The sequence below is a fragment of the Streptomyces sp. NPDC059866 genome, assembly GCF_042731325.1.
Classification (GTDB): domain Bacteria; phylum Actinomycetota; class Actinomycetes; order Streptomycetales; family Streptomycetaceae; genus Streptomyces; species Streptomyces flavusporus.
This window is the reverse complement of sequence record NZ_JBHWJT010000003.1, coordinates 288095-315044: the sequence shown is the minus strand read 5'-3', so window position 1 is coordinate 315044 and position 26950 is coordinate 288095. Positions and strand designations below refer to the sequence as shown.

The window sequence follows — 26950 nt, the reverse complement described above, 5'->3', positions numbered from 1 at the left end:
TTCGAAGGTATGGGCCGGATAAGGCCATCTCGTCGTGCTGCCCGGTGAAGCGCCGGACGCCCGGGTCCTCCCGACGGCTCCCCTCCTCTCCCCACTGGGGAGGACAGCGGCCCCTTACATCCATCGGGAGATGTCGGGGCCGGTGATCAGGGATCCCCTTCGCACCGTTTGTGATTACGAAACCTTGTTGAACAAGTCACAGGTGCGTGTAGGTGTTGATCCGGGCCCGCCCATCGGCCAGAGTTTCGCGCAGCCCGCACCACAGGGACGCGGCCGTCGTGCCCGCCCCCACGGGGCACGACGGCCGCTTAGGGTGTTGCGGGTGACGACGACGTATGCGGCGCTGCTGCGGGGAATCAACGTGGGCGGCGCCAAGAAGGTCCCGATGGCCGATCTGCGCACCCTGATGGAGAGCCTCGGTCACGACAGCGTGCGCACGTATCTGCAGAGCGGTCAGGCCGTGTTCACGAGCGAGCACGGCGACGAGGAGTCCCTGGCCGCCGAGCTCACCCGGGCCGTCGAGCGGAAGTTCGGCTTCGCGGTCGAGGTGATCGTGCGGGACCACGCCTACCTGAAGGCGACAGCCGAGGCCTGTCCCTTCCCGGCCGCCGATCTGGAGGCCAAGCAGCTCCACGTCACGTACTTCTCCGCGCCCGTCGACGCCGGACGCTTCGCGGAGATCGACCAGGAGGCCTTCCTCCCCGAGGAGTTCCGGCTCGGCGACCGCGCCCTGTACCTGTACGCACCGAACGGCCTCGGCCGGTCCAAGCTCGGCGAGTACCTGGCCAGACCGCGGCTGAACAAGGGCGTGATCGCCACGACCCGGAACTGGAACACGGTCGTCAAACTGGTGGAGCTCACCGAGCCGACGGCAGGGTGACCGTCCGCAGCAGCGCCCTGAAGGAGCACGGGGCTGTACCGATATGCGGCTCCGCCGCGATGGGGGTCCCCCCGCTCATGGGGGTCCCCCCGCGCGAGCGAAGCCGAGCGTGGGGGAGAAGCCGAGAGCGGGGGAGCGACCAGCCACGATGGCGCCGCAGACGACAGACGACACGTCGCGGCACCCCAGCGGAGCGCCTACGCGCCGACCGCCGCCCGCAGCGGCGTCCGCGCCCCGTCGTACCGTTCCAGCAGCACCCGTGCCACCTCCGGCGCCGGGCCGAGGACATCGGCGAGTACGTCCGCCTCGGCCGCGCCCCGCGCGATGCGGTCCGGCAGGAAGCCGGGGGCCAGGACGTACGGGGCGACGGCGACGCGCCGGCAGCCGAGCGCGCGCAGTTCGCGGACTGCGTCCTCGGTGCGGGGAAGGGATGCGGAGGCGAACGCAGGTCGCACGGCGCACCAACCGGTGTGCCGCCACTCCCGCGCGATTTCTGCGATCACTGCGATCGCCTCCGGGTCGGTGGAGCCCGCCGAGGCCAGCACGACCCCGGTCGAGGGCTTGTCGGCGGGCGTCAGACCCGCCTCGTACAGCCGCCGTTCGAGCGCCGACAGCAGCAGCGGGGAGGGACCCAGCACCTCCGCCTGGCGGATCCGGAGCTGCCGCGGCGCGTCCCGCAGGACCGCCGGGATGTCGGCCTTCGCATGGAACGCCCGGGTCAGCAGGAGCGGAAGGGCCACGACATCGCGGACACCCTCCGCTGCGAGAGACTCCAGTACACGCTGCACGGACGGGACGTTGAAGTCCAGGAAACCGGTCTCCACGCGCAGCCCCGGCCGCAGCGTCCGTACCCGCCGCACGAGGGCGTGCACGGTCGCGGCGTGCCGCGGGTCGCGGCTGCCGTGGGCGATGACGAGGAGGACCGGGTTGCGCACGGGGATCAGCTCTTCACCAACAGGCCGCGGCTGCGCAGCACCCGCCGCTCCAGCGGGCTGAAGATCAGCAGGTCGATCGCGATGCCGACGACCAGGATCAGCAGGATGGCGAGGAACACCATGGACATGGAGCTGGTGTTGCGGCCGTTCTCCAGCAACTGGCCGAGCCCCACGCCGAGTTCCGGCGAGGACGCGATGATCTCGGCGGCCATCAGCGACCGCCAGGAGAACGCCCAGCCCTGCTTCAGGCCGGCCAGATAGCCGGGCAGCGCGGCCGGCATCACGATGTGCCAGGTGCCCCTCAGGCCGGTCGCGCCCATCGTGCGGCCCGCCCGCAGGAACAGCGGCGGCACCTGGTCGACGCCGGAGACCAGGCCGTTGGCGATGGACGGGACGGCGCCGAGCAGGATCACCGCGTACATCATCGAGTTGTTCAGGCCGAGCCAGATCACGGCCGGCGGCACCCACGCCACGGACGGCAGCGACTGCAGACCGGACAGGATCGGCCCGATCGCGGCCCGTACGAACCTCACCCGGGCCACCAGCAGGCCCAGCGGCGTGCCGATCGCCAGCGCCATCAGGAAGCCCAGCAGACCGCGCGAGACGCTGGTCCAGATGTAGTCCAGAAGCGTGCCCTGCAGCCAGGCTTCCTCGACCTCGCCCCACACGTCCCCGGGGGAGGGCAGCTTGCTCGGGTCGTCGACGATGTTGAACGAGACCAGCGCCTGCCACACCAGCAGCACCAGCACGACGGCGGTGACCGGCGGCACGATCTTCTGCGTGAAGGTCGTACGGAACGGCGTACGGCTCGTCTGGACCGTCTCCAGGGCGTCCAGGCCCGCCTCGAGCCCGGCCAGGTCGTTGCCGTCCTTGACGACGGGCGTGTCAGTGCTGGCCATGGCGGCGGATCTCCCCACGCAGTTCTTCGGTGATCTCCCGGGACAACTCCGCCACGGCGGCGTCCTCGATACGGCGCGGCTGCGGGATGTCGACCCGCCACTCCCGGGCCACGCGACCGGGACGGGAGGAGAGCAGGACGACACGCTCGGCGAGCCGGACCGCCTCGCGCACGTTGTGCGTCACGAACAGCACCGACAGCCCCGTCTCGCGCCAGATCCGGGTCAGTTCGTCGTGCAGCACGTCACGGGTGATCGCGTCCAGCGCCGCGAACGGCTCGTCCATCAGCAGCAGCCTGCTGTCCTGGGCGAGCGCACGCGCCAGCGCCACACGCTGGCGCATACCGCCGGACAGCTCGTGCACCCGCTTGCCGTACGCCCCCTGCAGCCGGACCAGCGCCAGCAGCTCCTCGGCGCGGCCACGGCGCTCCGCCTTGGGCGTGCCGCGCAGCTTCAGGGCGAGTTCGATGTTCTTGCCCGCGGTCAGCCACGGGAACAGGGCGTGCTCCTGGAACATCAGGGCGGGCCGGCCGTCGGTCGTGATGTCACCGGCGGTCGGCCGGTCCAGGCCCGCCACCAGGTTGAGCAGTGTCGACTTGCCGCAGCCCGAGGCGCCCAGGAGGGTGACGAACTCACCCGGCGCGACATCGAGCGTGATGTCGTCGAGGACGAGCTGCTGCCCGGCGGGGCCGGCGAAGGACTTCGAGACATGCTCGATGCGTGCGGAGTACTCGACCGACGTACCGGCGTCGGCGGCCTTGGCGAGGGCGGTTGCCATGGTCGTCACCTCCTGGGAACTCAACGGGGCTTGGGGTTACTGGGCGCCGAGACCGGCGTCGTCGACGGTCGGCTTGCCCTCGGCGGCGAGGACCTTGTTGAGCAGCGTGAGGTCGTAGATGCCGTTCAGGTCCGGCTGCTCCAGCAGCCCTGCCTCGACGGCGTGCTCGGCCTCGGTGCCGAGGGTGGCGGCGAGGGGGTCGTCGGTGATGTGGATGGACTCCCACGCCGGGTCGAGCACCTCGGCCGGCAACTCCTTGCCCGAGTCCACCTTGAGCTGGGCGTTCGCGGAGGCCTTGGCCCGGTCCGGGTTGGCGTTGATCCACGCGTTGGTCTTCACGGACGCGCGCAGCACCGCCTCGACGGCCTTCGGGTGATCCTTCAGGAACGACTGCGACACGATGATGTTCGTGATCACGAACTTCTTGTCGGGCCACAGGTCGGCCTCGTCGAGCAGCACCTTCGCGCCCTCGGCGACCAGCTTGGACGCGGTCGGCTCCGGCACCCACGCGCCGTCGACGGAGCCCGACTTGTAGGCGTCCGGCGTGATCTTGTTGTCGGTGCGGACGACCGAGACGTCGCCCTGGCCGCTCTCCGCGTCGACCTTCCAGCCCCGCTCGGCGATCCAGTTGAGGAACGCCACGTCCTGCGTGTTGCCGAGCTGAGGGGTCGCGATCTTCTTGCCCTTGACGTCGTCCAGGGTCCTGATCTTCTCGGGGTTGACCACCAGCTTCACGCCGCCCGACGCCGAACCGCCGATGATCCGCAGGTTCTTGCCGCCCGACTTGATGTATCCGTTGATCGCCGGGGACGGGCCGATCCAGCCGATGTCGATGGACCCCGAGTTGAGCGCCTCGATCTCGGAGGGACCGGCGTTGAAGGTCGCGTACTCCGCCTTCGTTCCGCCCAGTTCCTTCTGGAACAGCCCCTCGTTCTGGCCCACCAGCGCGGTCGCGTGGGTGAGATTGCCGAAGTAGCCGATCTTCACGCTGTCGAGACCGTCGATCTTCTTCGCCCCGGCGACGACCTGCTGCTTGGTGTCGTCCTGCGCCTGGGAGCCGTAGCCGCAGCCGGCGAGCGCGAGGAGGGGGAGTGCTGCTATCGCCGCGAGAGTGCGGCGGAGGACGGTGGTGGCAGGCACGGGAGGTGGTCCTCTCGTTGGCCCGGCGGGTCACGGTCTGTCAGGTCGTGGCCGGGAGGTCGGCAGGTTTTCGGCGGCGCGCCCGGGGCGCGTATGTCATCGCGCACATCGCGCCACCCCGCCCTGCCCGCTGCCGAGGGCGCCGCTGCCGACGCGGCCGCCCTCCTTCGCGAACGTGGAGAAGTAGTCCGTGGAGTTCATGATCAGAAGTCCCACCCGTCGTCCTCGGACTCGTCCCGGACCGGCTCCGGGGAGGCGAAGGACTCGCCGACCATGCCCGCGGTCAGCGTGGTGCCGTCCGCCGGGTCGATCAGGATGAACGAGCCCGTGCGCCGCGAGTCGGCGTAGGAGTCGACCGGCAGCGGCTCGGCGGTGCGGATCTTCACCCGGCCGATGTCGTTGGCGACGAGCTGCCCCGGGTGCGGGTGCAGGGAGAGGTCGTCGAGCGTGAGCCGGGACGGGATGTCCTTGACGATCGCCTTGACCGTGCGCGTGCCGTGCTTGAGCAGGACCCGGTGGCCGACGGTGAGCGGGGCGTCGGCGACATGGCAGACGGTCGCCTCGATGTCCTGCGTGGTCGGCGGCGCGTCCTTGCTGGGCACGATCAGGTCGCCGCGGGAGATGTCGATGTCGTCCTCCAGCAGGAGGGTCACCGACTGCGTGGTCCAGGCGACGTCGACGGGCTTGCCCAGCAGGTCGATGCCGGAGATCTTCGTCGAGCGGCCGGAGGGCAGGACCGTGATCTGCTCACCGACGTGGAACGCACCGGCCGCGATCTGGCCCGCGTAGCCCCGGTAGTCCGGGTGCTCGGCGGTCTGCGGCCGGATCACGTACTGCACGGGCAGACGGGCGTGGCAGTGCGCCAGGTCGTGCGCGACCGGGACGGTCTCCAGGTGCTCCAGGACGGTCGGGCCGCCGTACCAGTCCATGCTCGCGGACGGCTCCACGACGTTGTCGCCGTTCAGCGCCGAGATCGGGATCGCGGTCACCTCGGGGACGCCCAGTTCGGTGGCGTACGCCGTGAACTCCTCGGCGATCGCCGCGAACACCTTCTCCTCGTAGCCGACGAGGTCCATCTTGTTGACGGCGAGGACGACATGCGGGACGCGCAGCAGGGCGGCGATGGCGGCGTGCCGGCGGGTCTGCTCGACGACGCCGTTGCGGGCGTCGACGAGGATCACGGTCAGCTCGGCGGTCGAGGCGCCGGTGACCATGTTGCGGGTGTACTGCACATGGCCGGGGGTGTCGGCGAGGATGAACCGGCGGCGCGGGGTGGCGAAGTAGCGGTAGGCCACGTCGATGGTGATGCCCTGCTCGCGCTCGGCGCGCAGACCGTCCGTGAGCAGCGCGAGGTCCGGGCCCTCCTGGCCGCGGCTCGCCGAGGCGCGCTCCACGGCCTCCAGCTGGTCGGCGAGGACCGACTTGGAGTCGTGCAGCAACCGGCCGACGAGGGTGGACTTGCCGTCGTCGACGGAGCCCGCGGTGGCGAACCGCAGCAGGGTGGTGGCCGAGAGTTCCTCGGTCGTGATCGTGCTCATGCTTAGAAGTACCCCTCGCGCTTGCGGTCTTCCATCGCGGCCTCGGACAGCTTGTCGTCGGCCCGGGTGGCGCCCCGCTCGGTCAGGCGGGAGGCGGCGATCTCGGCGATCACCTTCTCGATGGTGTCGGCGTCGGAGTCGACGGCGCCGGTGCAGGACATGTCGCCGACCGTGCGGTAGCGGACCTGCCGCTTCTCGACGGTCTCGCCCTCCTTGGGGCCGCCCCACTCACCGGCGGTCAGCCACATGCCGCTCCGCTGGAAGACCTCACGCTCGTGCGCGAAGTAGATCTCCGGCAGCTCGATCTCCTCGCGGGCGATGTACTGCCAGACGTCCAGCTCGGTCCAGTTGGACAGCGGGAAGACGCGGACGTGCTCGCCGGGGGCGTGCCGGCCGTTGTACAGGTTCCACAGCTCGGGGCGCTGGCGGCGCGGGTCCCACTGGGAGAACTCGTCCCGCAGCGAGAACACCCGCTCCTTGGCCCGGGCCTTCTCCTCGTCCCGGCGCCCGCCGCCGAACACCGCATCGAACTTCTCGCTCTGGATCTTCTCCGTCAGCGGAAGGGTCTGCAGCGGGTTACGGGTGCCGTCCGGGCGCTCCTTGAGCACCCCGCGGTCGATGTAGTCCTGTACGGAGGCCACATGGAGGCGCAGCCCATGTGCGGCCACCACACGGTCGCGGTAGTCGAGGACCTCGGGGAAGTTGTGCCCGGTGTCGACGTGCAGCAGCGAGAACGGCACCGGCGCGGGCGCGAACGCCTTCAGCGCCAGATGCAGCATGACGATGGAGTCCTTGCCGCCGGAGAACAGGATCACCGGCCGCTCGAACTCGCCCGCCACCTCCCGGAAGATGTGCACCGCCTCGGACTCCAGGGCGTCCAGATGCGAGAGGGCGTACGGGGTGTCCGTGCCCTCCTCGATCGTGGCGACGGTCGTCATGCCAGTCCCCTTTCGCTGAGCAGGGCGTACACCGACGCCGCGGACTCCTGCACGGTCTGGTTCTGCGACTCGATCCGCAGGTCGGGCGACTCGGGCTCCTCGTACGGGTCGTCGACGCCGGTGAGCCCCTTGAGCTCGCCCGCGGCCTGCTTGGCGTACAGGCCCTTCACGTCGCGCTCGCTGCACACCTCGACCGGAGTCGCCACGTGCACCTCGACATACGCCGTGCCGTTCGTCTGGTGCCGCTTGCGCACCGCGTCACGGCTGTCGGTGTACGGCGCGATCACCGGGACGAGCGCCTTGACGCCGTTGCGGGCGAGCAACTCGGCGACGAAGCCGATGCGCTGCACATTGGTGTGCCGGTCCTCGCGGGAGAAGCCGAGGCCCGCCGAGATGAACTCGCGGATCTCGTCTCCGTCGAGCACCTCGACGAGGTGGCCCTCTTCGCGGAGCCGGCCGGCCAGCTCGTACGCGATCGTGGTCTTGCCGGCACTCGGCAGACCCGTGAGCCAGACGGTGGCTCCGGTCGTCACGTGGTTCTCCTGGGGGTCAGTGGTCGTCATCCGTGCAGCCCGCACTCGGTCTTGGCCCGCCCGGCCCAGCGGCCTGCCCGCGCGTCCTCGCCCTCGAGAACCCGGCGGGTGCAGGGGGCGCAGCCGATGGAGGCGTATCCGTCCATCAGCAGCGGGTTGGTGAGGACGCCGTGTTCGGCGACGTAGGCGTCCACGTCGTCCTGGGTCCAGCGGGCGATGGGGGAGATCTTCACCTTCCGGCGCTTCTCGTCCCACGCGACGACCGGGGTGTTCGCCCGGGTCGGGGACTCGTCGCGGCGCAGTCCGGTCGCCCAGGCGTCGTAGCCGCGCAGGCCCTGCTCCAGCGGCTGGACCTTGCGCAGGAAGCAGCACAGGTCGGGGTCCCGGTCGTGCAGCTTCGGGCCGTACTCGGCGTCCTGCTCGGCGACCGTCTGGGCCGGGGTGAGGGTGATGACGTTGACGTCCATCACGGCCTCGACCGCGTCCCGGGTGCCGATGGTCTCCTCGAAGTGGTAGCCGGTGTCGAGGAAGACGACGTCGACTCCGGGCATCGCGCGGGAGGCGAGGTGGGCGACCACCGCGTCCTCCATCGAGGAGGTCACGCAGAACCGCTTGCCGAAGGTGTCCGCGGCCCACTGGAGGATCTCCAGCGCGGAGGCGTCCTCCAGCTCGCGGCCCGCCTGCTCGGCGAGATCCTTCAACTCCTGGGTTGCTCGGTCTTCCTGAGCCGTCGTCATGTCGGGTCCCCTCCCGTTGTGTCGTGCTGGAGCCCGCGGGCCAGCAGCCCGAGGAACTTCAGCTGGAAGGCGCGGTTGCACGCCGCGCATTCCCAGGCGCCGTGGCCCTGTTCGCTGGGACGCAGGTCCTCGTCGCCGCAGTAGGGGCAGTAGAAGGGCGCGGCACGCTCACTCATGAGAGGGCCTCCTCGGAGGCGCGGGCCGCCCAGGTCGCGAACCGCTCGCCTTCCTCGCGCTCCGCCTGGAAGCGCTTCAGGACGCGCTCGACGTAGTCGGGCAGCTCCTGCGCGGTGACCTTCAGACCGCGCACCTTGCGGCCGAAACCGGCCTCCAGACCGAGGGCGCCGCCCAGATGCACCTGGTAGCCCTCGACCTGCTCGCCCTGGTCGTTCATGACCAGCTGCCCCTTGAGACCGATGTCCGCCACCTGGATACGGGCGCAGGCGTTCGGGCAGCCGTTGATGTTGATGGTGATCGGCTCGTCGAAGTCCGGGATCCGGCGCTCCAGTTCGTCGATCAGGGAGGCGCCGCGCGCCTTGGTCTCGACGATGGCGAGCTTGCAGTACTCGATGCCGGTGCAGGCCATGGTGCCGCGCCGGAACGGCGAGGGCTGCACCGTGAGGTCCAGCGCCTCCAGGCCCTCGGTCAGGGAGTCGACCTGCGACTCGTCCACGTCGAGCACGATCATCTTCTGCTCGACCGTGGTGCGGACCCGGCCCGAGCCGTGTGCCTCCGCCAGGTCGGCGATCTTCGTCAGGGTGGTGCCGTCGACCCGGCCGACGCGCGGGGCGAAACCGACGTAGTAGCGGCCGTCCTTCTGCCGGTGCACGCCGACGTGGTCGCGCCAGCGCTCCACGGGCTGCGTGGGGGCCGGGCCGTCGACCAGCTTGCGCTTGAGGTACTCGTCCTCCAGCACCTGTCGGAACTTCTCCGCGCCCCAGTCGGCGACGAGGAACTTCAGGCGGGCGCGCGTACGGAGGCGCCGGTAGCCGTAGTCGCGGAAGATCGAGATGACGCCCTCGTAGACGTCCGGGACCTCGTCCAGCGGCACCCAGGCGCCGAGCCGGACGCCGATCTTCGGGTTGGTGGACAGACCGCCGCCGACCCACAGGTCGAAGCCGGGGCCGTGCTCGGGGTGGGTGACACCGACGAAGGCGACGTCGTTGATCTCGTGCGCCACGTCCAGCAGCGGCGAGCCGGAGATCGCGGACTTGAACTTGCGGGGCAGGTTCGAGAAGGCCCTGTTGCCGATGATCCGGCGCTGGATCTCGTCGATGGCCGGGGAGCCGTCGATGATCTCGTCGGCAGCGATACCGGCGACGGGCGAGCCGAGGACGACACGGGGCGTGTCACCGCAGGCCTCGGTGGTGGACAGGCCGACCGCCTCCAGGCGGTTCCAGATCTCGGGCACGTCCTCGATCCGGATCCAGTGGTACTGGACGTTCTGCCGGTCGGTGATGTCGGCCGTGCCGCGCGCGAACTCCTGCGAGATCTCCCCGATCACCCGCAGCTGCTGGGTGGTGAGCCGCCCGCCGTCGATGCGCACCCGCAGCATGAAGTACTCGTCGTCCAGCTCCTCCGGCTCCAGGATCGCGGTCTTGCCGCCGTCGATCCCGGGCTTGCGCTGGGTGTACAGACCCCACCAGCGCATCCGGCCGCGCAGGTCGTTGGGGTCGATGGAGTCGAAGCCGCGCTTGGAGTAGATCGTCTCAATGCGTGTCCGCACATTGAGACCGTCGTCGTCCTTCTTGAACTGCTCGTTGCCGTTGAGCGGGGTGAAGTGCCCCGCGGCCCACTGCCCCTCACCGCGGTGACGGCTCACCTTGCGGCGGGAAGTCGCGGCGGCAGGATCTTGCGGGGTGGCGGCCATGATCAATCGTCCTTCGGGACAGGCTGGGAAGCGGCTCTGACCTGCACATATGGGCGCATGCGGGCATGCGGGCGCATCATTGCGCAGGGGCAGACAAAAGGGGGGAGAACGGCGTTGCTGGAGAGGTCTCAGCTCGCCGGACAGATGGCGCTGGACATGCGGCCGAGGTCGACGTGCCGCCGACTCACCAAGGCAATTCCAGTTCCAGACATGACGGAAGCGTGTCATGGCGATCTGGACAGAGTCCAGCTTCGTCCATCATGCGGACACCCTTGTCTCGGATTCCGGAACAAGGGTGTCGTCGCTCACATGGCGCGAACGCCGTCTTGTCGGACCAGGTCAGACGGGGTATGCGCCGGGCCAGGGGCCGGGCGTGGCCACGTCCGGCTCCTCCTCGACCTTGGTGTCGAAGAGTTGGAAGCCGCGGCGCAGGTAGTTGTCCATCGCGTGCTCGCCGTCCTTGCTGCAGGTGTGCAGCCACACCCGCTTCGTCGACGCCAGGCCCGGCCAGCGGTCCGCCAGGTCCCAGGCGCGCGCGGTGCCGTACGACAGCAGGTGTCCGCCGATGCGGCGCCCGCGGAAAGCGGGAACCAGCCCGAAGTAGACGATCTCCACCACCCCGTCGTCCTGCGGCTCCAGTTCGACGTACCCGGCGGGCGTGCCCCGGTCGTAGGCCACCCAGGTCTCCACCCCGGGCCGGTCCAGGTACTCCCGCCACTGCGCGTAGGTCCAGCCGAGCCGGTCGGTCCAGCGGATGTCGCCGCCGACGGACGCGTACAGGAAACGGCTGAACTCGGGCGAGGGCACCTCGGCGCGGACGATGCGTATGTCGCCCTCCGGAGCGGCGGCCGGGAGCAGGTCGGTGGGTGCGCTCTGCTCCAGGGACCAGGTGGTCACGGGGATGTTCGTCATGCCGGACAGGGAATCATCCGGTCCGGTGCCCTGTCGATCGGCCCTAGTCCAGCGCCCGGTCGATCGTGTGCAGCGGCAGCGAGAACAGCACCCGCCCCGACTGCGACCAGACCTCGCCGGTCTCCTCCCAGTGGGACAGCGACTGCGCGGGGCCGCTCCAGCACTGATACGTCTCGTCGGTTCCGCACCGCGCCGCCTGCGCGCCGCCCGGGTCCTGCCGCCACAGCGTCCCGTGCCCGTCGTGCTCACCGGCCGCGCGGGCCAGGTACCAGCGGTCGCGGTAGGAGAGCACGCCCCGGACGTCGGTCGCCTTCGTCTCGTAGGCCTCGTAGGGGCCGGTGGTCAGGAGTCCGGCGCCCGACGGGTCGTCACTGAGGGAGTAGCGCCACAGCCGGGTCGGCCGGTCGTCGCCCGCCGGTACCGACTCGCTCGCGACCAGGCTGTCCGGCGTGGTGCTGCGGTCCAGGGAGAGGCCGCCCATACGGGTCCCGCCCGGCAGGCGGTACGAGCCGACGGCGGGCAGCACGTATCCGATGCCGCGTGCCGCCGGGCCGCCGGGTGTCCGGTCGGTCGTGGCGTCGTCGGTGGTGGTGCGCTGGATGCGGTCCAGGTCGTACACGTACAGGGCGCGCCCCTCGTCGCCGGTGACCAGCAGCTTGTCCTGGTACCAGACCATGCCGGACAGCGGCGACAGGAGCGGGCGGTTGTCGCGCCCGTCGACGGCGGGGACGGCGAGCAGCACCCAGGTGTAGGAGAGCCGGGCGGAGTCGTTCGCATCCACCACGGCGACCCGCGCAGCGCCCCTGTGGTCGCTCCAGCCGGAGAGGACCACCCGGTTCGCGCCCCAGCGGCCGTCGTCGTCGGCGTCCCCGGAGGTGGTGACCGCGCCCGGCCGCCACCCCTCGGTGTCGTCCTCGGCCCAGCAGTGGACGCGGGTGGCGGCGGGCGAGACGGGCAGCGCACGGCGCTCGGCGCCGGTGCAGTCGGCTGCGGGGCGCAGGGTGTGGTCGGCGTCCGCGAGGACGGCGCCGACCCCGACGGTGCCGCCCGCTGCCGAGGCCGGCGACGGGAGCGGCTCCTCGTGGAGGCGCAGTGTCTCGAGCGAGACGTCGGAAGGGAGCGGTTTCAGAGCGCCCGGATCGGCGCTGACCGTGGCCTGGGAGGTGCTGATCAGGGTGGCGGCGCCGGTGAGCGCGAGGGCGGTCCCGGCCAGGAACGCCCGCAGCGCCCGGCCCTGCTTGCGTCGGCGGTGTCTGCCGCGATGCTTCATCCGTCCTCCCGAGGCGGGCCAACTGCACCTGATGACCCGTGCGTTGGTCCAGGAGCAGGTGGGGTGACCCGTAGGGGATGCTACGGCAGGTCACCGGCTTCGCGGACGAAGACCCCGTAATTCCGCGGAAGATGCCGCCTTGTGACCATACCGACGCACCCTCGGGCCGGGGCATGGTCGCCGCAGGTCAGGGCACGGTTGCCGACGCCCGGGCCCGGACCACCGCCGGTGCGGTCGAGTGCGGCAGCAGCTCGCGCGGGTCGGACGGCAGGATCACCTCGATCTCCACACCCTCACGGAAACGGTACGGCCGGTGTTCCAGAAAACTCCCGAGGTACCGCCGGACCCGCGACAGCTCGGCACGCACCGTCACCGTGCGGGCCGGATCGCCGCACATGTCCTGCGCGAGCTGCGCGGCGCTGCGGCCGGCCGGGTGCTGGGCCAGCAGGAACAGCAACTCGCTGTGCCGCGGACTCAGTTCGTGCGTCCAGGAACCCGCGCTGCCGGACACCGTCACCGACCAGCGGCGCGGCTGTCCCAGGTCCAGCACGATCCGGGTGGCCCCGGGCGGCACCGGCTCGTCGGCCGCCCGCACCAGCCAGCCCTCGGCGAGCGGCTCCACCGTGCACAGCCCGAGCGCCGGCAGCCACCGGCGGCCCGCCGACAGCGACTTGGGCAACCCGATCCGGCTGGTGTACGGCATCCCGGTCACCGTCGCGGTCCAGCCGTCCCGGTCCACCACCAGCGCACGGCCGGTCAGCCGGGCGAGCACCGGTGCGCCCACCGCGCGCAGCCGTTCCAGCGCACTCAGATGCAGTTCCCGCAGCCGCGCCTCGGCGAGCTTGGCCACCGAATCGACCCAGGCGAGGGTGGCCGGATGCATCGTCTCCAGCGGGCCGCTGACGTCCACCACGCCGATCAGCCGGCTGTCCCGCGGATCCGTGATGGGGGCGCCGGCGCAGGTCCAGGAGGCGTGCGAGCGCACGAAGTGCTCCGCGGCGAACACCTGCACGGGCCGCCGTACCACCACCGGGGTGCCCACCCCGTTGGTGCCGACGACGTTCTCCCGCCAGTCGGCGCCGAGCAGGAACCCCAGCCCGTCCGCCTTGCGCAGCACCGCCGAACTGCCCTCCCGCCACAGCACCCGGCCCTCCGCGTCGGCGACCACCATGATGTGGTGAGCGGTGTCCGCGACCGACACCAGCCCCTCCCTGAGCACCGGCAGCACATGGCGCAGCGGGGACTCCTCGCGGCGCCGCCGGATCTCCTCCGGCGACAGCAGCCCGGATCTGAAGTCGTGCTCCGGGTCCACCCCGCTGCGCTGCATTCGCCCCCAGGACTCCCCGATGACCGGCCGGGGAGCGAGGTGGGTGTGCTCCCCGGAGAGGGCGGCCTCGCGCATCTCGCTGAGCACCCGTGCCGCCCGTGTCGCGTCGACGGTGGCGAGCTGCGTCACGTTGATCGGCGACCGCGTCACTGAGTCCTCCCTGGATGGACCCTGGTGTGCGACCGGTGTCGACCCCTGCGGGCCGCGGTTTCCGGTCGCGCCCTGATGGTCCGTCCCATACTGCCGCCCATTGGTGACGGAGGGGCACACTCCGGTCACCGAGATCGGAAAGTTGCAACCCCTTGCAACCCTGGTGAACAGCCGTACGATGATTGAAACTTGAGCGACGTCGCCCTGCGGCGCTCATGGCCTCGAGCAGGCCAGGTGGGCAGGGGTGGTGCCGTGTCGGCGCAGCACCACCCCTGCTGACGTGCTGGGTCACGAAAGCGGTTGCGCCCGGGCCACCACCGACCTCAGGTCCAGGGTGTGCGGCAGCGTCCCGAACGCGCTGCCCCAGTCGCCGCCCAGCCGCGAGGCGCAGAACGCGTCGGCGACCTCCGGGGGCGCGTACCGCACGAGCAGTGAGCCCTGCAGCACCACCGCGAGCCGCTCGACGATCCGACGCGCCCGTGCCTCGATGCCATCCAGGTCGGCGAGTTCCGTCAGCAGGTTCTTGATCGCGCCGTCGAGCCGATGATCGGCGCCGCGCGCCTGGCCGACTTCCACCAGATACGCGTTCAGCGCGGCGGGCTCGCGCTGCAACGCCCGCAGCACATCCAGCGCCTGGACGTTGCCCGCGCCCTCCCAGATCGAGTTCAGCGGCGACTCACGCACCAGCCGGGGCAGCCCCGACTCCTCCACGTACCCGTTGCCGCCCAGGCACTCGGCCGCCTCCACCGCCACCGGCGTACAGCGCTTGGTCACCCAGTACTTGGCGGCCGGCACCGCCAGCCGCAGAAACGCGCGCTCCTGCTCGCCTCCGTCGTCGTAGGCGGCCGCGAGCCGCAGCGCGAGCGTCGTCGCCGCCTCCGACTCGAGCGCAAGATCGGCCAGAACGTTGCGCATCAGCGGTGCGTCGATCAGCTTTCCGCCGAAGGCCTCGCGGTACGTGCAGTGGTGGATCGCCTGCGCGACCGCCTGCCGCATCAGACCCGCCGAGCCGAGCACACAGTCGAGCCGGGTCGCCGCCACCATCCCGATGATGGTCCGCACCCCGCGCCCCTCCTCGCCGACCCGGCGCGCCCAGGTCCCGTCGAACTCGACCTCGCTCGACGCGTTGGACCGGTTGCCCAGCTTGTCCTTCAGCCGCTGCAGGAGGAACACGTTGCGGGTGCCGTCGGGGAGCACCCGCGGCACCAGGAAGCAGGTCAGCCCGCCCGGCGCCTGGGCCAGCACCAGGAACCCGTCCGACATCGGCGCCGAGCAGAACCACTTGTGCCCGGTCAGCTCGTACGTCCCCTCCTGGGCAAGGGGCCGGGCGACGGTCGTGTTGGCGCGGACGTCGCTGCCGCCCTGCTTCTCCGTCATGCCCATCCCGAACAGCACCCCGGCCTTCTGGCCGGCGGGCCGCAGCTCACGGTCGTAGACCATCGACGTCAGCCGCGGCTCCCACTCGGCGGCCAGCTCGGGATCCGTGCGCAGGGCGGGCACCGCGGCGTGCGTCATCGACAGCGGGCAGCCGTTGCCCGCCTCGGCCTGCGACCAGACCAGGAACCCGGCCGCCCGCCGCACATGCCCGCCGGGCCGCGCCCAGGCCGCGGTCAGGCCCGCCGCGACGCCCTTGCCGAGCAGCCGGTGCCAGGCCGGATGGAAGTCGACCTCGTCGATCCGGTGGCCGTAGCGGTCGTGGGTGCGCAGCCTCGGCGGGTGCTCGTTGGCCAGCACCCCCCACTCCTGCACCTGCGCCGACCCGGCGGTCCGCCCGAGCGCCGCCAGCTCGTCGAGGGCCTCGTCGAGCAGGGCGGGGCCGAGGTGCCGTTCGACGGCGGCCACCAGGGCACGGTCGGCGGTGAAGACGTCGTAGCCGACGAGCGGTGGGGGCTGGTTGGTCACGGTGTGGGTGCTGCGTGCCATGTGTGCGAACCTACCGCGCGGTACGGGCGGGGTCACCCCGCGGACCCGGCAGCCCTCCACCGTCCCACCAGGGTGAACCGGGCCCCGTACGGCGGATACCTTTGGTTTGTGCAGCCAGCAAGTGAATCCCCCGCGCCGTCCGGCCGTCTCCACCGGGCGCGTGCCCTCTACCGGAACGTCTCCAAGCGCAGGACCGCCTGGCTGCTGCTCAAGGACACCGTCAACTCCTGCATCGAGTACCGCATTCTCGGTCTGGCCGCCGAGGCCGCGTTCTTCACCCTGCTGTCCGTGCCGCCGCTGCTGCTCAGCCTGATCGGCCTGCTCGGCTACGTCGACGACTGGACCGGCACCGACACGATCTCCAGCCTGGAGGCCAACCTCCTGGAGGCCTCCCGCACCGTCCTGTCCGACAAGGGCGTGACCCAGATCGCGCAGCCGATCCTGGACGACGTGATGAAGGGCGGCCGCCCCGACGTCATCTCCATAGGTTTCCTGTTCGCCCTGTGGTCCGGCTCGCGCGCGGTGAACGTCTTCATCGACACCATCACCGTGATGTACGGCCTCGACGGCGTCCGCGGGATCGTCAGGACCCGCCTGGTGGCGTTCCTGCTGTTCCTCGCGGCCCTGCTGATCGGCTCGGTCGCGCTGCCGCTGATGGTGGCCGGCCCCGACGCGGTGGTACGGATCCTGCCGTGGTCGACGACGGTCGTGCAGGTCCTGTACTGGCCCGTGGTGATCGTGCTGTCCATCGCCTTCCTGACCACGCTCTACCACGTGTCGGTGCCGGTGCGCTCGCCCTGGGTGGAGGACGTCCCCGGCGCCCTGGTCGCCCTCGCCATGTGGGTGCTGGGCAGCTTCCTGCTGCGGATCTACCTGACGAACACCATCGAGGGCGCGACGATCTACGGCTCCCTCGCCGCCGCCGTCGCCGTGCTGCTGTGGATCGGCGTGTCCGCCTTCGCCGTCCTCGTCGGTGCCGCCGTCAACGCGGCCATCGACCGGGTCTGGCCCGCCGCCGCCACGGCCGCCGCCCGCGCCGCCAACGAGCGGATGCGCGAGGCGCAGGTCGCCGAGTACGTCGCCCGCGCGGCCGCGGCCCGCGAGCACGACCCGGACCCGGACGACCCCGACATGCCGTCCGAGTTCCCGGAGCGCTGGTCCCGCTTCCTCCCGCCGGAGGACGTGACCTCCCGCCTGCGCACACAGGTCAAGAGCACGCACAAGGGGGGCGGGGAGACGCCGCCGCAGGAGTAGAGCCGCTGGGCGCTCAGGCCCTCCACGTCCCCACCGCCGCGGCCTCGGCGGCGAACTCCGCGAAGTCGCGCGGCTCGCGCCCCAGCACCCGCTGGACGCCGTCCGACAGATGCGCGTTCCGCCCGTCGAGCAGCGTCTCGAACACCTCCACGAGCAGCTCGACCTCCTCGTCCGGCACACCGAGTCCGGCCAGGTGCTCGCCGTATGCGCGCGGCGGGACAGGCGTGTATGCCAGCTCGCGCCCGGTCGCCTTCGCGATCTCCGCGACCGCCTCCCCGAACGTCAGCAGCCGCGGCCCGGACACGTCGACCGCCTTCCCCACGTACCGGTCACCCGCCAGCAGCACCGCCACCACCACGTCGGCGATGTCCCGCACATCGATGAACGGCTCGCGCACCTCACCACCGGGGAACACCAGCTCGCCCAGCCGCAACCCCTCCACCAGCGGCCCTTCGCTGAAGTTCTGCATGAACCACGCGGCCTGTACGACCGTCCAGTCCGCGGCCGACTCCCGCAGCGCCTCCTCGGTCGGCCGCGCCTGCTCCTCGCCGCGCGCCGACAGCAGCACCAGCCGCCGTACGCCGAGAGCGACCGCCTCGTGCGCGAGCAGCCCGACCGCCCGCGTGGCCGCCGCCGAACCGACGTCCCCGGGGTGGACGAGGTACGCCGCGTCGGCTCCCCGCAGCGCCTGCGCCCACGTCGACCGGTCCGCCCAGTCGAAGCCCTGGGCGCGCGTGGCGGGCCGCACCGTCAGCCCGGCGGCCTGCACGCCCCGGGCGACCCGGCTTCCCGTACGACCGGACGCACCGGTCACCACCACCGTCATGTCCGTTTTCCGTGTCATGAGTCCAGTGAACTGCCGCAGTGCGGTACGGGCCCATCGCTGAACGGCTCATTCCCATACGTGCACCTCTACGCTGGCCGCATGGACGCACTCGCAGGTCTCCTGGAGGGTCCACGCGCACGTGGCGCCTTCATGATCCGGGCGTGCTTCGATCCGCCGTGGGCCGTCCGGGTGGAGGACCGGGCGCCGCTGACGGTGATGCTGATGGTGCGCGGCGACGCCTGGGTCGTCCCGGACACGGGGGAGCGGGTGCGGCTGCGGGCCGGCGACCTCGCCATCGCCCGCGGCCCCGACCCCTACACCTGCGCCGACGACCCCGGCACACCGCCGCAGGCGCTGATCCTGCCCGGCGCCGAGTGCCGCTACCCCGACGGCCGCTCCCTGCGCGGCTCCATGGACCTGGGCGTACGCACCTGGGGCGACCGCCTCGACGGCTCCGCCGTCATGCTGATCGGCACCTACCTCTGGCAGGGCGAGATCAGCGGCCGGCTGCTGGACGCCCTGCCGCCGCTGCTGTCCCTGCCGACGGACGTGTGGCGCTGCCCGCTCACGCCGCTGCTCATGGAGGAGATCGTGCGCGACGAACCGGGCCAGGAGGTCGTCCTGGACCGGCTGCTGGACCTGCTGGTCATCGCCGCGCTGCGGGCCTGGTTCTCCCGGCCCGAGGCCGAGGCCCCCGCCTGGTACCGGGCGTTGGCGGACCCCGTCGTGGGCCGGGTGCTGCGCCTCGTCCAGGACGACCCCGCCCACCCGTGGACCGTGGCGTCGCTCGCCGTCAAGGCCGGGGTGTCGCGGGCCGCGCTGGCCCGCCGCTTCACCGGCCTGGTCGGCGAACCCCCCATGGCCTACCTCACCGGCTGGCGCCTCGCCCTCGCCGCCGACCGGCTGCGCGACTCCGACGACACCCTGGAGGCGATCGCCCGCCAGGTCGGCTACGGCAGCGCCTTCGCCCTCTCCAACGCCTTCAAACGGGTGTACGGGGTGAGCCCGCAGGAGCACCGGACGAGGGGAGCGCAGATCGTCGGGGTCGCCGGACCGGTCCTGGGGGCGCCGTAGTCTGGCGTACGTGTACGCGGAACGGGCGTCGAGGGTGAGCGGCGCGGTGGTGTGGACGAACACGCCGGCCGGGTCCGGTGCGGGGCGGGTCCTGCCCGACGGCTGCATGGACCTGCTCTGGAACGACGGCAGACTGCTCGTCGCCGGCCCGGACACACGCGCGTACGTCACCGAGGGCACGGCCGGCCCCTGGGCGGGCGTCCGCTTCTACCCGGGCACCGCGCCCGCCCTCCTGGGGATGCCCGCGTACGAGGTCCGTGACCGGCGCGTCGAACTCGCCGACCTGTGGCCGGCCGCGCGGGTACGGCAGTTCACCGCGCGCGTGAACGCGGCCGCCGATCCGGCCGGCGGGCTGGAGGACGTGGCCCTGCGTCTCGCGGCCGACGCCGAGCCGCCCGACCCCCTGCTGCGGCAGGTCGTCGCGGCCTTGGACGCGGGCCGCCCGGTCGCCGCCACGGCCGACGAACTCGGCGTCGGCGCACGCCGGTTGCACCGCCGCTCACTGGCCGCGTTCGGTTACGGCCCGAAGACGCTGGCCCGCGTACTGCGGCTGCAACGGGCGCTGACCCTGGCGCGGCAGGGCGTGCCCTTCGCGGACACGGCGACCCGGGCCGGATTCGCGGACCAGGCCCACCTGGCCCGGGACGTAAGGGAGTTGGCGGGAACGACGCTGGGCGAGCTACTCGCCGGCTGACGGCAGCGGCGCGAACAGGTCGACCCCGTTGCCGTCCGGGTCGTTCAGGACGGCGTAGCGCTGACCCCAGAAGGCGTCCCACGGCTTGAGCTCGCCCCGGTAGCCGGCACCCACCAGCTCCTCGTACACCGCGTCGACCTCACCGGGCCCGTCACACAGCAGCGCGAGCGAGGCCCGGCCGCCCCCGACGGGCGGCTGCCACCCGGGACGGAAGGACCGCACACTCTCCTCACTGTCCAGCAACAGCCGCAGCCCGCCGGGCAGTTCGGCCTCGGCATGCGGCTGCTCCTCGGCCCCCTCGGGAAACGCGAATCCGAGACGACGGTAGAAGGCAACAGAGGCGGCCATGTCGGAGACGACCAGGCCAATGGCATCGAATCGTGGACTCATGGGGCCACCGTAGGCGGCACCGGGAGACCGGGTCTTGAACGAATCGGACACGGCGGGCCTTCGGGGCGTCGTCGGCTCCGGCCGTGCCGGACTGCTGCGCGCTCATGCCGCCGCTCCGTCGCCGTGGACGGGCTCCCACATGGCCTGGCGGACGGCCTGGCCGGGATCGGCCGGCTTGCTGGTGGCGACGTCCTCGCTGACCGCCGCTTCCACCACTGCTGCCGCGCTGATCGCGGAGGACGTCCGCAAGTCCTCCACCGGCGGCAGCAGTGAGGCGCCCCGGTCGGAGACGTCGACCTGGTCGGCCACCGCCTGCGCGGCAGCGAGCAGCATCCCGTCGGTCACCCGCGAGGCGTCGGCAACGATGATGCCCAGGCCCAGCCCGGGGTACAGCAGCGCGGAGGTGTATCGCCTGTCCTTGCCCACGGCCGTCTGGAAGCCCGCACAACTCCACGCCGGCACACGACTCCCCGGCACCAGTCTCACTCCGCCCCGCGCCTCCCTGCAACGCGGACAGTGTTCACGCGATCCCCGAGAAGACCGACAGCCAAGCCGCCCGCCTGCGCAAAGGTTCGCGCGGTGGACGGCCGCCCGGTTTCGACGAAGAGCGGTGCACGAAACGCAACACCGTTGAACGCGCGATCAACAGGCTGAAGCAGTCTCGGGCGGTGGCCACTCGCCATGACAAGCGCGGCTACGTTATTCAGAGGTGGATCACCAGGCCGTCTCACCGCGCTCGGTTTCAGTTGCGGACGCGGAGGTCTCGCCAGTAGGCGGTGAGTCCCTGCCCGCGCAGGGAAGTGCCGGCAGCATCTGCAACCTGGTGCACGGTGAAGATGCCCATGCCGATCTTGAGTGACGCAGGCAGCTCGGCGACCAGCTCTTCGTGAACGGTCTTTCCGTCTATCTGCCAGGTGATCCGTTTGACGGCAGTGTCGATGGTGATCTCGCAGTGGTGGAGCTGTCCGGGCGTCGCGGAAGGGCCGAACAGCGGGTCGCTCACCACGCGGGTGAAGGGTGAGGTCACCCCGGGGTACGCCAGGCGTTCGGTGATCGCGAACACGGTCTCGCCGCTCGTGCACAGGTCGTAGACCCAGCCGTTGACCGGATCGCAGAGCACGAAGGCCGCGAAGCCGTCTCGGTAGTCGTACGGCGTCGCGTTGATCGCCTCGGCTGCGATCGAGGCGGAAAAACTGATCCTGCCGGCCTCGGGCAAGGCGAAGTCCTCGGTGGAGAGCACGAGGTACTTGCAGTTGTCGGCCATCTGGAAGGGATGGCTCTGGGTGAACTGGTCGATGACAACCCGCAGGCCACCATCACCGATCGCAACCTTGGCTCCCGGCTCATCGGCGACGAACGTCGCGCCGTCCGAGAGTGGGAAGGTCAAGTGGAACCAACGGGTCATGTCCAGGGTCGGCCCCTCGAAGCTGTCGTGGACGATCACATGTCCAGGGCTGGCGCTCGTCATGGTTGCGCCTTTCCTTTCGTGCTGACGGTCTGGCTGGGACGGAGGTCGAACCGGCCGGTCTTCACCAGGGCATCTCACCGTGACGGTCACGGAAGGTTCCGGTCGGTCCGTCCGCGCCGATGGTGGCGAGTTCGATGATCGCGTCGGTGCCCTCGGTCACTGTCTGCGGGCCGCTGTGCCCGTTGAAGTCGGTCGCGGTGTAGCCCGGGTCGGCCGCGTTGACCTTCACGTCCGGCCAGGACTTCGCGTACTGCGTGGTCAGCATGGTCACGGCGGCCTTCGACGCCGTGTAGAGCGGCGCGAGGTTCCGGCCCTCGACGCGCTCGGCGTCGTGGGTCAGCGCGAACGACCCCATGCCGCTGGACACATTGACGATGACCGGGTGCGCGGACTTGCGCAGCAGGGGCAGGAAGGCGTGCGTCACCCGGACGATTCCTATGACGTTGACGTCGAACACCTCGCTGGCGTCGGCGGCCGTGATCTGGTCGGCGGGGTTGTGTGTCCCGAGGACGCCGGCGTTGTTGATCAGGACGTCGATGCCGCCCTCGCGAGCCCCGATGTCGGCGGCGGCCGCGGCCACCGACGCGTCGTCCGTCACGTCGATCTGGACGAAACGGGCACCGAGTGCGTCGGCGGCTGCCTGGCCGCGCTCTGGATCACGAGCGCCGACGAGGACGGTGTGGCCGGCATCGATCAGGCGGCGGGCGGTCTCGTACCCGAGGGACTTGTTGGCTCCGGTGATGAATGTTGTTGTCATGCGTTCACTCTCGGCCCGTGACGAGAGGACAACCAGTGCCCTCTGCGACGGTAGGACGGCCAGTACCAGGCACAACGGCTGTCCGGCGGACACAATGGTCGAGTGGACGAGACTCTTGGCACGGCATTGCGCCGCTGGCGCGACCGGCTTTCTCCCCTCGACGTCGGGCGGCCTGCGCGGCCCGGACGCCGTGCGGTGGGGTTGCGACGCGAGGAACTGGCCGAGCTCGCGGGGCTGTCGGTCGACTATGTGGTGCGGCTGGAGCAGGGGCGCGCCACGAGCCCTTCGGCGCAGGTCGTCGCGAGCCTGGCCAGGGCACTGCAGCTGCAGCCCCTGGAGCGCGATCACGCCTACCGGCTGGCCGGCCTCCTCCCTCCCCAGGAGGGGACGATCTCCACGCATGTGCCGGCGGGGGTCCAACGGATGCTGGCTCGCCTCGGGGAGTTCCCGGTGGGCGTGTTCAGCGCCGACTGGACCTTGCTGTCCTGGACTCCCGCATGGGCAGTGCTGCTGGGCGACCCCAGCGCACGGACGCACGACGAGCGCAACCTGGCACGGGCGGTCTTCGCCACAGGGCCCAGCCGGCTCGCGTCCTGGCCCGTGCTCCAGGACGACGACGCCCTGAAACCCGCCCTCGTCGCCGATCTGCGCACGGCTCTCGTCAACTACCCCCGCGACCGTGGCCTGATCGACCTTGTCGAGGAACTGCGCTCCACCAGTGCGGAGTTCACCCGGCTGTGGGACGAGGGTGCGGTCGGACCGCACGTCTCGGCCCGCAAGACCGTCGTGCACCCCCAGGTCGGCGAGGTGACATGCGACTGCGACGTCCTCACCGTCCCGGGCTGCGACCTCCGGCTCGTCGTCTACACGGTGGCCGCGGGTTCCGTCGATGCGGAAAAGCTGGATTTCCTGAGGGTCACGAACGGCGTCCGCGCCGACGGCCCCTCGCCTCCGGAGCCCGGCCTGTTCTCCACGCCGTAACCATCGGGCCGGCCGGATCTCGTCCAGCAAGCAGAGGTCAAGTCCGTCAGAGGTCGTTTTCTCCTGATGTTTCGTCCGCCGGGCCCGGTGGGCGGCCGATGACGCGGAGGGGCGGCGTACGCCGACGCGGTGTCGGTGTACGCCGCCCTGGGGTGGGACGAGTTGCGGGAGGCGGCCCGCGCTGTCATGGCGGTTACTTCGGACCGCGGTTGAACAACGCCATCGACCAGCGGTAGCCGAGCGCGGACAGGCCGACGCACCAGACGATCGCGATCCACCAGTTGTTGCCGATCTCGGTGCCGAGCAGCAGGCCGCGCAGGGTCTCGATGGCCGGCGTGAACGGCTGGTACTCGGCGATCGGCTGGAACCAGCCCGGCATCGTGTCGGCCGGGATGAAGGCGCTCGAGATGAGCGGGAGGAGGATCAGCGGCATCGCCATGTTGCTGGCCGCCTCGGCGTTCGGGCTGGCCATGCCCATCCCGACCGCGATCCAGGTGAGCGCCAGGGCGAAGAGCGCGAGCAGTCCGAACGCCGCCAGCCACTCCAGGGCCGTGGCGCCGGTGGACCGGAAGCCGATGGCCACGGCGACGGCACCGACGAGGACCAGGCTGGCGAGCACCTGCAGCACGCTGCCGACGACGTGCCCGATGATCACGGAGCCGCGGTGGATCGCCATCGTACGGAAGCGGGCGATGAGGCCCTCGGCCATGTCGGTGGAGACGGACACCGCGGCCCCGATCACGGTGCTGCCGATGGTCATCATCAGGATGCCCGGGACGATATAGGCGATGTACTCGGAGCGATCGGCGCCGCCGCCACCGATGCCCGCGCTCATCACGTCGCCGAAGATGTAGACGAAGAGCAGCAGCAGCATGACCGGCGTCAGCAGCAGGTTGAGGGTGAGGGACGGGTAGCGCCGCGCGTGCAGGAGGTTGCGGCGCAGCATCGTGGACCAGTCGCGTGCGGCGAGGGAGAGGGAGCTCATCGGACAGCCTCCTTGGGCTCGTTGGGCTGGCTCGGCACGGTGGAGCCGGTCAGGGCGAAGAACACGTCGTCGAGGTCGGGGGTGTGCACGGTCAGCTCGTCCGCCTCGATGCCGGCCGAGTCCAGCCGGTCGAGGACGGAGCGCAGCTCGCGCTGGGTGCCGTCGCTGGGGATCTGCAGCGCCAGCGCCTCGTCGTCCCGGGTGACCTCGCGCAGCGCGGAGGCGGCGGACTGGTAGGCGGCCGGGTCGGAGAAGCGCAGCCGGACGTGCCCACCCGGGATGAGCCGCTTGAGCTCCTCGGCGGTGCCCTCGGCGGCGATCTTGCCGTTGTTGAGCACGGCGATACGGTCGGCGAGTTCGTCGGCCTCCTCCAGGTACTGGGTGGTGAGGAAGACGGTGACGCCGTCGGAGACCAGCTCGCGGATGATCTGCCACATGTTGTGGCGGCTGCGGGGGTCGAGGCCGGTGGTCGGCTCGTCGAGGAAGATGATCCGCGGGTTGCCGACCAGGGTCATGGCGATGTCCAGGCGGCGCTTCATGCCGCCGGAGTAGGTGGAGGCGGGCTTCTGGGCGGCGTCGACGAGGTCGAAGCGCTCCAGCAGTTCGGCGGCGGTGCGCTGCCCCTCGTGCTTGGACAGGTGGTGCAGGTCCGCCATGAGGAGCATGTTCTCCTCGCCGGTGATCAGCCCGTCGACGGCGGAGAACTGCCCGGTGACGCCGATCGCGGCACGCACCGCCTGCGGGTCGGCGGCCAGGTCGTGGCCGCCGACGTGCAGGTCGCCGGCGTCGGCGGTGATGAGGGTGGAGAGGATCTTGACGGCGGTGGTCTTTCCGGCGCCGTTCGGGCCGAGCAGGGAGAAGATCGTTCCTTCCGGGACGGTCAGGTCGATACCGTCGAGCACGGTCTTGTCGCCGTAGGACTTGCGCAGCCCGTGCGCCGCGATGGCCAAGCTGGTCATGAGGGAAGCTCCTTGAGGCTCAGAGGCTGCGGGCGGTGATGTCGCCGTAGGCGGTGGTCGCGTGGATGTCGAGTTCGGCGGTGCCGTCGTTCTTGAGGGCGTTGCTGACGCGGCCGTAGTCGGTGCCGGCGTCCAGGGCGGCCGAGACCCCGGCGGCGGCGCCGACCGAAATGTCGCCGGACTGGGTGCGGAGCACGACCGTGCCGCGCACGGCCTCGGCGATGCGGATGTCGCCCCTTGTGGTGCTGATCTCCGCGGGGCCGCCCAGCCGGCCGACCTCGACGTCGCCGTCGAGCGCGGTGAGGCGGACGCTCGCGGCCTCGTCGATCTTGATCTGGCGGTATGCGCCGTCGAAGACGATGTCGCCGAGGCGCCCGACGCCGCGGAGTTCGGCGCCGGCGGTCTTGGCCTCGATGCGGGAGCCGACGGGCAGCTGGATGGTGACCTCGATGGCTCCGGAGGGGCCGAAGGCCTGGTTCTTGGCCGGTGCGGCCGCGAGCCGCAGGACGCCGTCGGTGCAGGTGACGGTGGTCTGCTCGGCGGCCTTGGTGTCGCGGCTCTTGGCGGGGTTGGCGGGCAGGACCTCGACGGTGGTGTCGGCGCGGTCTGCGGCGATGATCTGGATGCGTCCGGCGGGGATGTCCAGGACGGCGGAGATCGGGGCGGGGGTGTCGAACTTCTGCATCGCGGGCTCCTGTGACTCGTTGTTTCGGACGATGGAAAAGCTACGTTGCGTTCAATGATCTGGCAACAAGTCTGTTGCGCTAAATCGCCGTCAATGCAGGTGAAGGCCGAGGAATTGTTGCAATGGGCTCAAGGGTAATGCAACGCTTCTTAGGCTGTGCGTTGCAATGCTTTGAGGGTGAACGCTATGGTGGAGGCACGCAGGGAGTACGGAGGAGACCGCGATGCCCGGAGGCAGACTCACCCAGCAGGAACGCCAGCAGATCGCGCTGGGACTGGCCGACGGCCTCGCCTACGCCGAGATCGCCCGACGCCTGGACCGCCCGACCTCGACCGTCACCCGCGAGGTGATGCGCAACGGCGGCCCCACCGCCTACCGCGCCGACCTGGCCCACCGCGCCACCGAACGCCGCACCCGCCGACGCAGGCAGGCCGCGCCCCGCGGGGTGGAGGCGCCCGCGCAGGCGCACGGACGCGACGCCGAGGCGGTGCGCGAGTACGAGGAGGTGTTCACCACCGTCGTCATGCAATCGGGCATGCCCAGGATGATGTCCCGGGTGCTGGCCTGCATCACCCTCACCGACACGGGCAGCCTCACCGCGTCCGAACTCGCCCAGCGCCTCCAGGTCAGCCCGGCGTCCGTCTCCAAAGCGGTCGCGTTCCTCGAGAGCCAGGGCCTCGTCCGCCGGGAGCGTGACGAGCGCCGCCGCGAGCGCTACGTCGTCGACGACGACGTCTGGTACCAGTCGATGATGGCCAGCGCCCGGTCCATCGCCCAGATCGTCGAGACCGCACGGCAGGGCGTCGGCGTCCTCGGCCCCGACACCCCGGCCGGTGCCCGCTTCGAGAACATCGCCCGCTTCCTCGACTTCGTCGGCGAGAGCACCGCCCGCGCCGCGGAGCAGGCCCGCGACATCCTCCACACGAAACCCGAAACGACCTCAGGCGGCACTGCCGCGCCACGTTCGGACCGCGGCTAGGGCGTCAATCACCGTGCCGGTCCCCGACCCTGCTGAGTGCCGGTAATCCACTTGCCCGCCCCCGCATGCCT

At 70.9% G+C, this 26950-nt stretch carries 29 protein-coding genes and 1 pseudogene; 7 read left to right on the top strand and 23 right to left on the bottom strand.

The genetic code is table 11. From position 1 onward, the window contains the following. Positions 1-322 precede the first annotated feature (322 nt). Positions 323-880, top strand: coding sequence for a DUF1697 domain-containing protein (locus ACFV7R_RS05840; protein ID WP_385260322.1), 558 nt, complete (start codon positions 323-325; stop codon positions 878-880). Between the two features lie 197 nt (positions 881-1077). Here ACFV7R_RS05840 and ACFV7R_RS05835 read toward each other — a convergent pair whose 3' ends face one another. The 15 genes from ACFV7R_RS05835 to ACFV7R_RS05765 form a co-directional block, all read right to left on the bottom strand. Further along, entirely contained in the window at positions 1078-1815 is a 738-nt protein-coding gene (locus tag ACFV7R_RS05835; RefSeq protein ID WP_385260321.1) for a sirohydrochlorin chelatase, read from the bottom strand. Between the two features lie 5 nt (positions 1816-1820). Further along, positions 1821-2714 (bottom strand): ABC transporter permease, encoded by an 894-nt coding sequence (locus tag ACFV7R_RS05830; RefSeq protein ID WP_385260319.1) that lies wholly within the window; start codon positions 2712-2714, stop codon positions 1821-1823. After that, complete coding sequence (locus ACFV7R_RS05825; protein WP_129801776.1) at positions 2701-3489, bottom strand: ABC transporter ATP-binding protein; 789 nt, start codon at positions 3487-3489, stop codon at positions 2701-2703. The genes ACFV7R_RS05830 and ACFV7R_RS05825 overlap by 14 nt, the downstream gene beginning before the upstream one ends. Positions 3490-3525: 36 nt before the next feature. After that, positions 3526-4629, bottom strand: coding sequence for an aliphatic sulfonate ABC transporter substrate-binding protein (locus ACFV7R_RS05820; RefSeq protein WP_385260316.1), 1104 nt, complete (start codon positions 4627-4629; stop codon positions 3526-3528). Between the two features lie 203 nt (positions 4630-4832). Next, positions 4833-6167, bottom strand: a complete 1335-nt coding sequence (locus ACFV7R_RS05815) for a sulfate adenylyltransferase subunit 1 (protein WP_129801773.1) — start codon at positions 6165-6167, stop codon at positions 4833-4835. A gap of 2 nt (positions 6168-6169) precedes the next feature. Next, positions 6170-7105: a sulfate adenylyltransferase subunit CysD gene (gene cysD, locus ACFV7R_RS05810; protein WP_129801772.1), complete on the bottom strand. Its 936-nt coding sequence runs from the start codon at positions 7103-7105 to the stop codon at positions 6170-6172. After that, positions 7102-7638, bottom strand: a complete 537-nt coding sequence (gene cysC, locus ACFV7R_RS05805; RefSeq protein ID WP_240797782.1) for an adenylyl-sulfate kinase — start codon at positions 7636-7638, stop codon at positions 7102-7104. Before cysC ends, cysD begins: the two co-directional genes overlap by 4 nt. Positions 7639-7664: 26 nt before the next feature. Continuing rightward, positions 7665-8375 (bottom strand): phosphoadenylyl-sulfate reductase, encoded by a 711-nt coding sequence (locus tag ACFV7R_RS05800; protein WP_385260314.1) that lies wholly within the window; start codon positions 8373-8375, stop codon positions 7665-7667. Further along, positions 8372-8551 (bottom strand): hypothetical protein, encoded by a 180-nt coding sequence (locus ACFV7R_RS05795; protein ID WP_224737165.1) that lies wholly within the window; start codon positions 8549-8551, stop codon positions 8372-8374. The genes ACFV7R_RS05800 and ACFV7R_RS05795 overlap by 4 nt, the downstream gene beginning before the upstream one ends. Continuing rightward, the gene (locus ACFV7R_RS05790) at positions 8548-10245 is read right to left on the bottom strand and encodes a nitrite/sulfite reductase (protein WP_385260313.1); all 1698 of its coding nucleotides are present in this window, start codon (positions 10243-10245) and stop codon (positions 8548-8550) included. The genes ACFV7R_RS05795 and ACFV7R_RS05790 overlap by 4 nt, the downstream gene beginning before the upstream one ends. A 128-nt stretch (positions 10246-10373) precedes the next feature. After that, on the bottom strand, positions 10374-10457 hold the full coding sequence (locus ACFV7R_RS05785) for a putative leader peptide (RefSeq protein WP_309486338.1): 84 nt from the start codon (positions 10455-10457) through the stop codon (positions 10374-10376). 127 nt (positions 10458-10584) lie between these two features. Next, the gene (locus ACFV7R_RS05780; protein WP_385260312.1) at positions 10585-11157 is read right to left on the bottom strand and encodes a GNAT family N-acetyltransferase; all 573 of its coding nucleotides are present in this window, start codon (positions 11155-11157) and stop codon (positions 10585-10587) included. Positions 11158-11200: 43 nt separating this feature from the next. Beyond that, positions 11201-12427, bottom strand: coding sequence for a hypothetical protein (locus tag ACFV7R_RS05775; protein WP_385260310.1), 1227 nt, complete (start codon positions 12425-12427; stop codon positions 11201-11203). A gap of 187 nt (positions 12428-12614) precedes the next feature. Continuing rightward, entirely contained in the window at positions 12615-13889 is a 1275-nt protein-coding gene (locus ACFV7R_RS05770) for a GAF domain-containing protein (protein ID WP_385260584.1), read from the bottom strand. Between the two features lie 303 nt (positions 13890-14192). Beyond that, positions 14193-15827, bottom strand: a complete 1635-nt coding sequence (locus ACFV7R_RS05765; RefSeq protein ID WP_385260307.1) for an acyl-CoA dehydrogenase family protein — start codon at positions 15825-15827, stop codon at positions 14193-14195. Positions 15828-15935: 108 nt separating this feature from the next. Between ACFV7R_RS05765 and ACFV7R_RS05760 the strand changes: the two genes are divergently transcribed. Then, the gene (locus ACFV7R_RS05760; protein ID WP_129801763.1) at positions 15936-17081 is read left to right on the top strand and encodes a YihY/virulence factor BrkB family protein; all 1146 of its coding nucleotides are present in this window, start codon (positions 15936-15938) and stop codon (positions 17079-17081) included. Between the two features lie 13 nt (positions 17082-17094). Here the strand turns inward: ACFV7R_RS05760 and ACFV7R_RS05755 are convergent, their stop codons facing one another. After that, positions 17095-17925 (bottom strand): NmrA family transcriptional regulator, encoded by an 831-nt coding sequence (locus tag ACFV7R_RS05755; protein ID WP_385260304.1) that lies wholly within the window; start codon positions 17923-17925, stop codon positions 17095-17097. 81 nt (positions 17926-18006) lie between these two features. On the opposite strand from ACFV7R_RS05755, the gene ACFV7R_RS05750 reads away from it, so the two are divergent. After that, a complete protein-coding gene (locus ACFV7R_RS05750; RefSeq protein WP_385260302.1) occupies positions 18007-18981 on the top strand; it encodes an AraC family transcriptional regulator in 975 nt (324 codons plus the stop codon). Between the two features lie 10 nt (positions 18982-18991). Then, positions 18992-19675: a helix-turn-helix domain-containing protein gene (locus ACFV7R_RS05745; protein WP_385260300.1), complete on the top strand. Its 684-nt coding sequence runs from the start codon at positions 18992-18994 to the stop codon at positions 19673-19675. Here ACFV7R_RS05745 and ACFV7R_RS05740 read toward each other — a convergent pair. Then, on the bottom strand, positions 19661-20065 hold the full coding sequence (locus ACFV7R_RS05740) for a VOC family protein (RefSeq protein WP_385260297.1): 405 nt from the start codon (positions 20063-20065) through the stop codon (positions 19661-19663). The genes ACFV7R_RS05745 and ACFV7R_RS05740 overlap by 15 nt on opposite strands. Before the next feature lie 102 nt (positions 20066-20167). After that, positions 20168-20527, bottom strand: a complete 360-nt coding sequence (locus ACFV7R_RS05735; protein WP_385260295.1) for a malic enzyme-like NAD(P)-binding protein — start codon at positions 20525-20527, stop codon at positions 20168-20170. Between the two features lie 68 nt (positions 20528-20595). Here ACFV7R_RS05735 and ACFV7R_RS05730 point away from each other — a divergent pair. Further along, positions 20596-20838, top strand: a pseudogene (locus ACFV7R_RS05730) (hypothetical protein); the annotation flags it as partial. Here ACFV7R_RS05730 and ACFV7R_RS05725 read toward each other — a convergent pair. Together ACFV7R_RS05725 and ACFV7R_RS05720 are read right to left on the bottom strand one after the other, a co-directional pair. Beyond that, positions 20808-21509, bottom strand: coding sequence for a DUF6081 family protein (locus ACFV7R_RS05725; protein WP_385260293.1), 702 nt, complete (start codon positions 21507-21509; stop codon positions 20808-20810). The pseudogene ACFV7R_RS05730 and the gene ACFV7R_RS05725 overlap by 31 nt on opposite strands. Positions 21510-21594: 85 nt before the next feature. After that, the gene (locus tag ACFV7R_RS05720) at positions 21595-22290 is read right to left on the bottom strand and encodes an SDR family NAD(P)-dependent oxidoreductase (RefSeq protein ID WP_385260291.1); all 696 of its coding nucleotides are present in this window, start codon (positions 22288-22290) and stop codon (positions 21595-21597) included. 102 nt (positions 22291-22392) lie between these two features. Here ACFV7R_RS05720 and ACFV7R_RS05715 point away from each other — a divergent pair, with 102 nt between their 5' ends. Continuing rightward, positions 22393-23271 (top strand): helix-turn-helix transcriptional regulator, encoded by an 879-nt coding sequence (locus ACFV7R_RS05715; protein ID WP_385260288.1) that lies wholly within the window; start codon positions 22393-22395, stop codon positions 23269-23271. A gap of 193 nt (positions 23272-23464) precedes the next feature. Here ACFV7R_RS05715 and ACFV7R_RS05710 read toward each other — a convergent pair whose 3' ends face one another. Genes ACFV7R_RS05710 through ACFV7R_RS05700 form a run of 3 tightly spaced genes read right to left on the bottom strand, consistent with a single transcriptional unit; the run spans position 23465 to position 25900 of the window. Continuing rightward, positions 23465-24256 (bottom strand): ABC transporter permease, encoded by a 792-nt coding sequence (locus tag ACFV7R_RS05710; protein WP_385260286.1) that lies wholly within the window; start codon positions 24254-24256, stop codon positions 23465-23467. Continuing rightward, entirely contained in the window at positions 24253-25215 is a 963-nt protein-coding gene (locus ACFV7R_RS05705) for an ATP-binding cassette domain-containing protein (protein WP_385260283.1), read from the bottom strand. Before ACFV7R_RS05705 ends, ACFV7R_RS05710 begins: the two co-directional genes overlap by 4 nt. 19 nt (positions 25216-25234) lie before the next feature. Then, positions 25235-25900: a DUF4097 family beta strand repeat-containing protein gene (locus tag ACFV7R_RS05700; RefSeq protein ID WP_385260280.1), complete on the bottom strand. Its 666-nt coding sequence runs from the start codon at positions 25898-25900 to the stop codon at positions 25235-25237. 223 nt (positions 25901-26123) lie between these two features. Here ACFV7R_RS05700 and ACFV7R_RS05695 point away from each other — a divergent pair, with 223 nt between their 5' ends. Continuing rightward, a complete protein-coding gene (locus tag ACFV7R_RS05695; protein WP_385260277.1) occupies positions 26124-26879 on the top strand; it encodes a helix-turn-helix domain-containing protein in 756 nt (251 codons plus the stop codon). Positions 26880-26950: the final 71 nt, after the last annotated feature.

Excerpts from the sequence above, each read along its gene's own strand:
- ACFV7R_RS05700 (WP_385260280.1), bottom strand. The coding sequence starts at position 25,900 with ATGCAGAAGTTCGACACCCCCGCCCCGATCTCCGCCGTCCTGGACATC.
- ACFV7R_RS05830 (WP_385260319.1), bottom strand. The coding sequence starts at position 2,714 with ATGGCCAGCACTGACACGCCCGTCGTCAAGGACGGCAACGACCTGGCC.
- ACFV7R_RS05705 (WP_385260283.1), bottom strand. The coding sequence starts at position 25,215 with ATGACCAGCTTGGCCATCGCGGCGCACGGGCTGCGCAAGTCCTACGGC.
- ACFV7R_RS05785 (WP_309486338.1), bottom strand. The coding sequence starts at position 10,457 with ATGTCTGGAACTGGAATTGCCTTGGTGAGTCGGCGGCACGTCGACCTC.
- ACFV7R_RS05720 (WP_385260291.1), bottom strand. The coding sequence starts at position 22,290 with ATGACAACAACATTCATCACCGGAGCCAACAAGTCCCTCGGGTACGAG.
- ACFV7R_RS05740 (WP_385260297.1), bottom strand. The coding sequence starts at position 20,065 with ATGAGTCCACGATTCGATGCCATTGGCCTGGTCGTCTCCGACATGGCC.
- ACFV7R_RS05815 (WP_129801773.1), bottom strand. The coding sequence starts at position 6,167 with ATGAGCACGATCACGACCGAGGAACTCTCGGCCACCACCCTGCTGCGG.
- ACFV7R_RS05800 (WP_385260314.1), bottom strand. The coding sequence starts at position 8,375 with ATGACGACGGCTCAGGAAGACCGAGCAACCCAGGAGTTGAAGGATCTC.
- ACFV7R_RS05825 (WP_129801776.1), bottom strand. The coding sequence starts at position 3,489 with ATGGCAACCGCCCTCGCCAAGGCCGCCGACGCCGGTACGTCGGTCGAG.
- cysD (WP_129801772.1), bottom strand. The coding sequence starts at position 7,105 with ATGACGACCGTCGCCACGATCGAGGAGGGCACGGACACCCCGTACGCC.
- ACFV7R_RS05775 (WP_385260310.1), bottom strand. The coding sequence starts at position 12,427 with ATGAAGCATCGCGGCAGACACCGCCGACGCAAGCAGGGCCGGGCGCTG.
- ACFV7R_RS05755 (WP_385260304.1), bottom strand. The coding sequence starts at position 17,925 with ATGACACGGAAAACGGACATGACGGTGGTGGTGACCGGTGCGTCCGGT.
- ACFV7R_RS05710 (WP_385260286.1), bottom strand. The coding sequence starts at position 24,256 with ATGAGCTCCCTCTCCCTCGCCGCACGCGACTGGTCCACGATGCTGCGC.
- ACFV7R_RS05780 (WP_385260312.1), bottom strand. The coding sequence starts at position 11,157 with ATGACGAACATCCCCGTGACCACCTGGTCCCTGGAGCAGAGCGCACCC.
- ACFV7R_RS05695 (WP_385260277.1), top strand. The coding sequence starts at position 26,124 with ATGCCCGGAGGCAGACTCACCCAGCAGGAACGCCAGCAGATCGCGCTG.
- ACFV7R_RS05795 (WP_224737165.1), bottom strand. The coding sequence starts at position 8,551 with ATGAGTGAGCGTGCCGCGCCCTTCTACTGCCCCTACTGCGGCGACGAG.
- ACFV7R_RS05765 (WP_385260307.1), bottom strand. The coding sequence starts at position 15,827 with ATGGCACGCAGCACCCACACCGTGACCAACCAGCCCCCACCGCTCGTC.
- ACFV7R_RS05750 (WP_385260302.1), top strand. The coding sequence starts at position 18,007 with ATGGACGCACTCGCAGGTCTCCTGGAGGGTCCACGCGCACGTGGCGCC.
- ACFV7R_RS05790 (WP_385260313.1), bottom strand. The coding sequence starts at position 10,245 with ATGGCCGCCACCCCGCAAGATCCTGCCGCCGCGACTTCCCGCCGCAAG.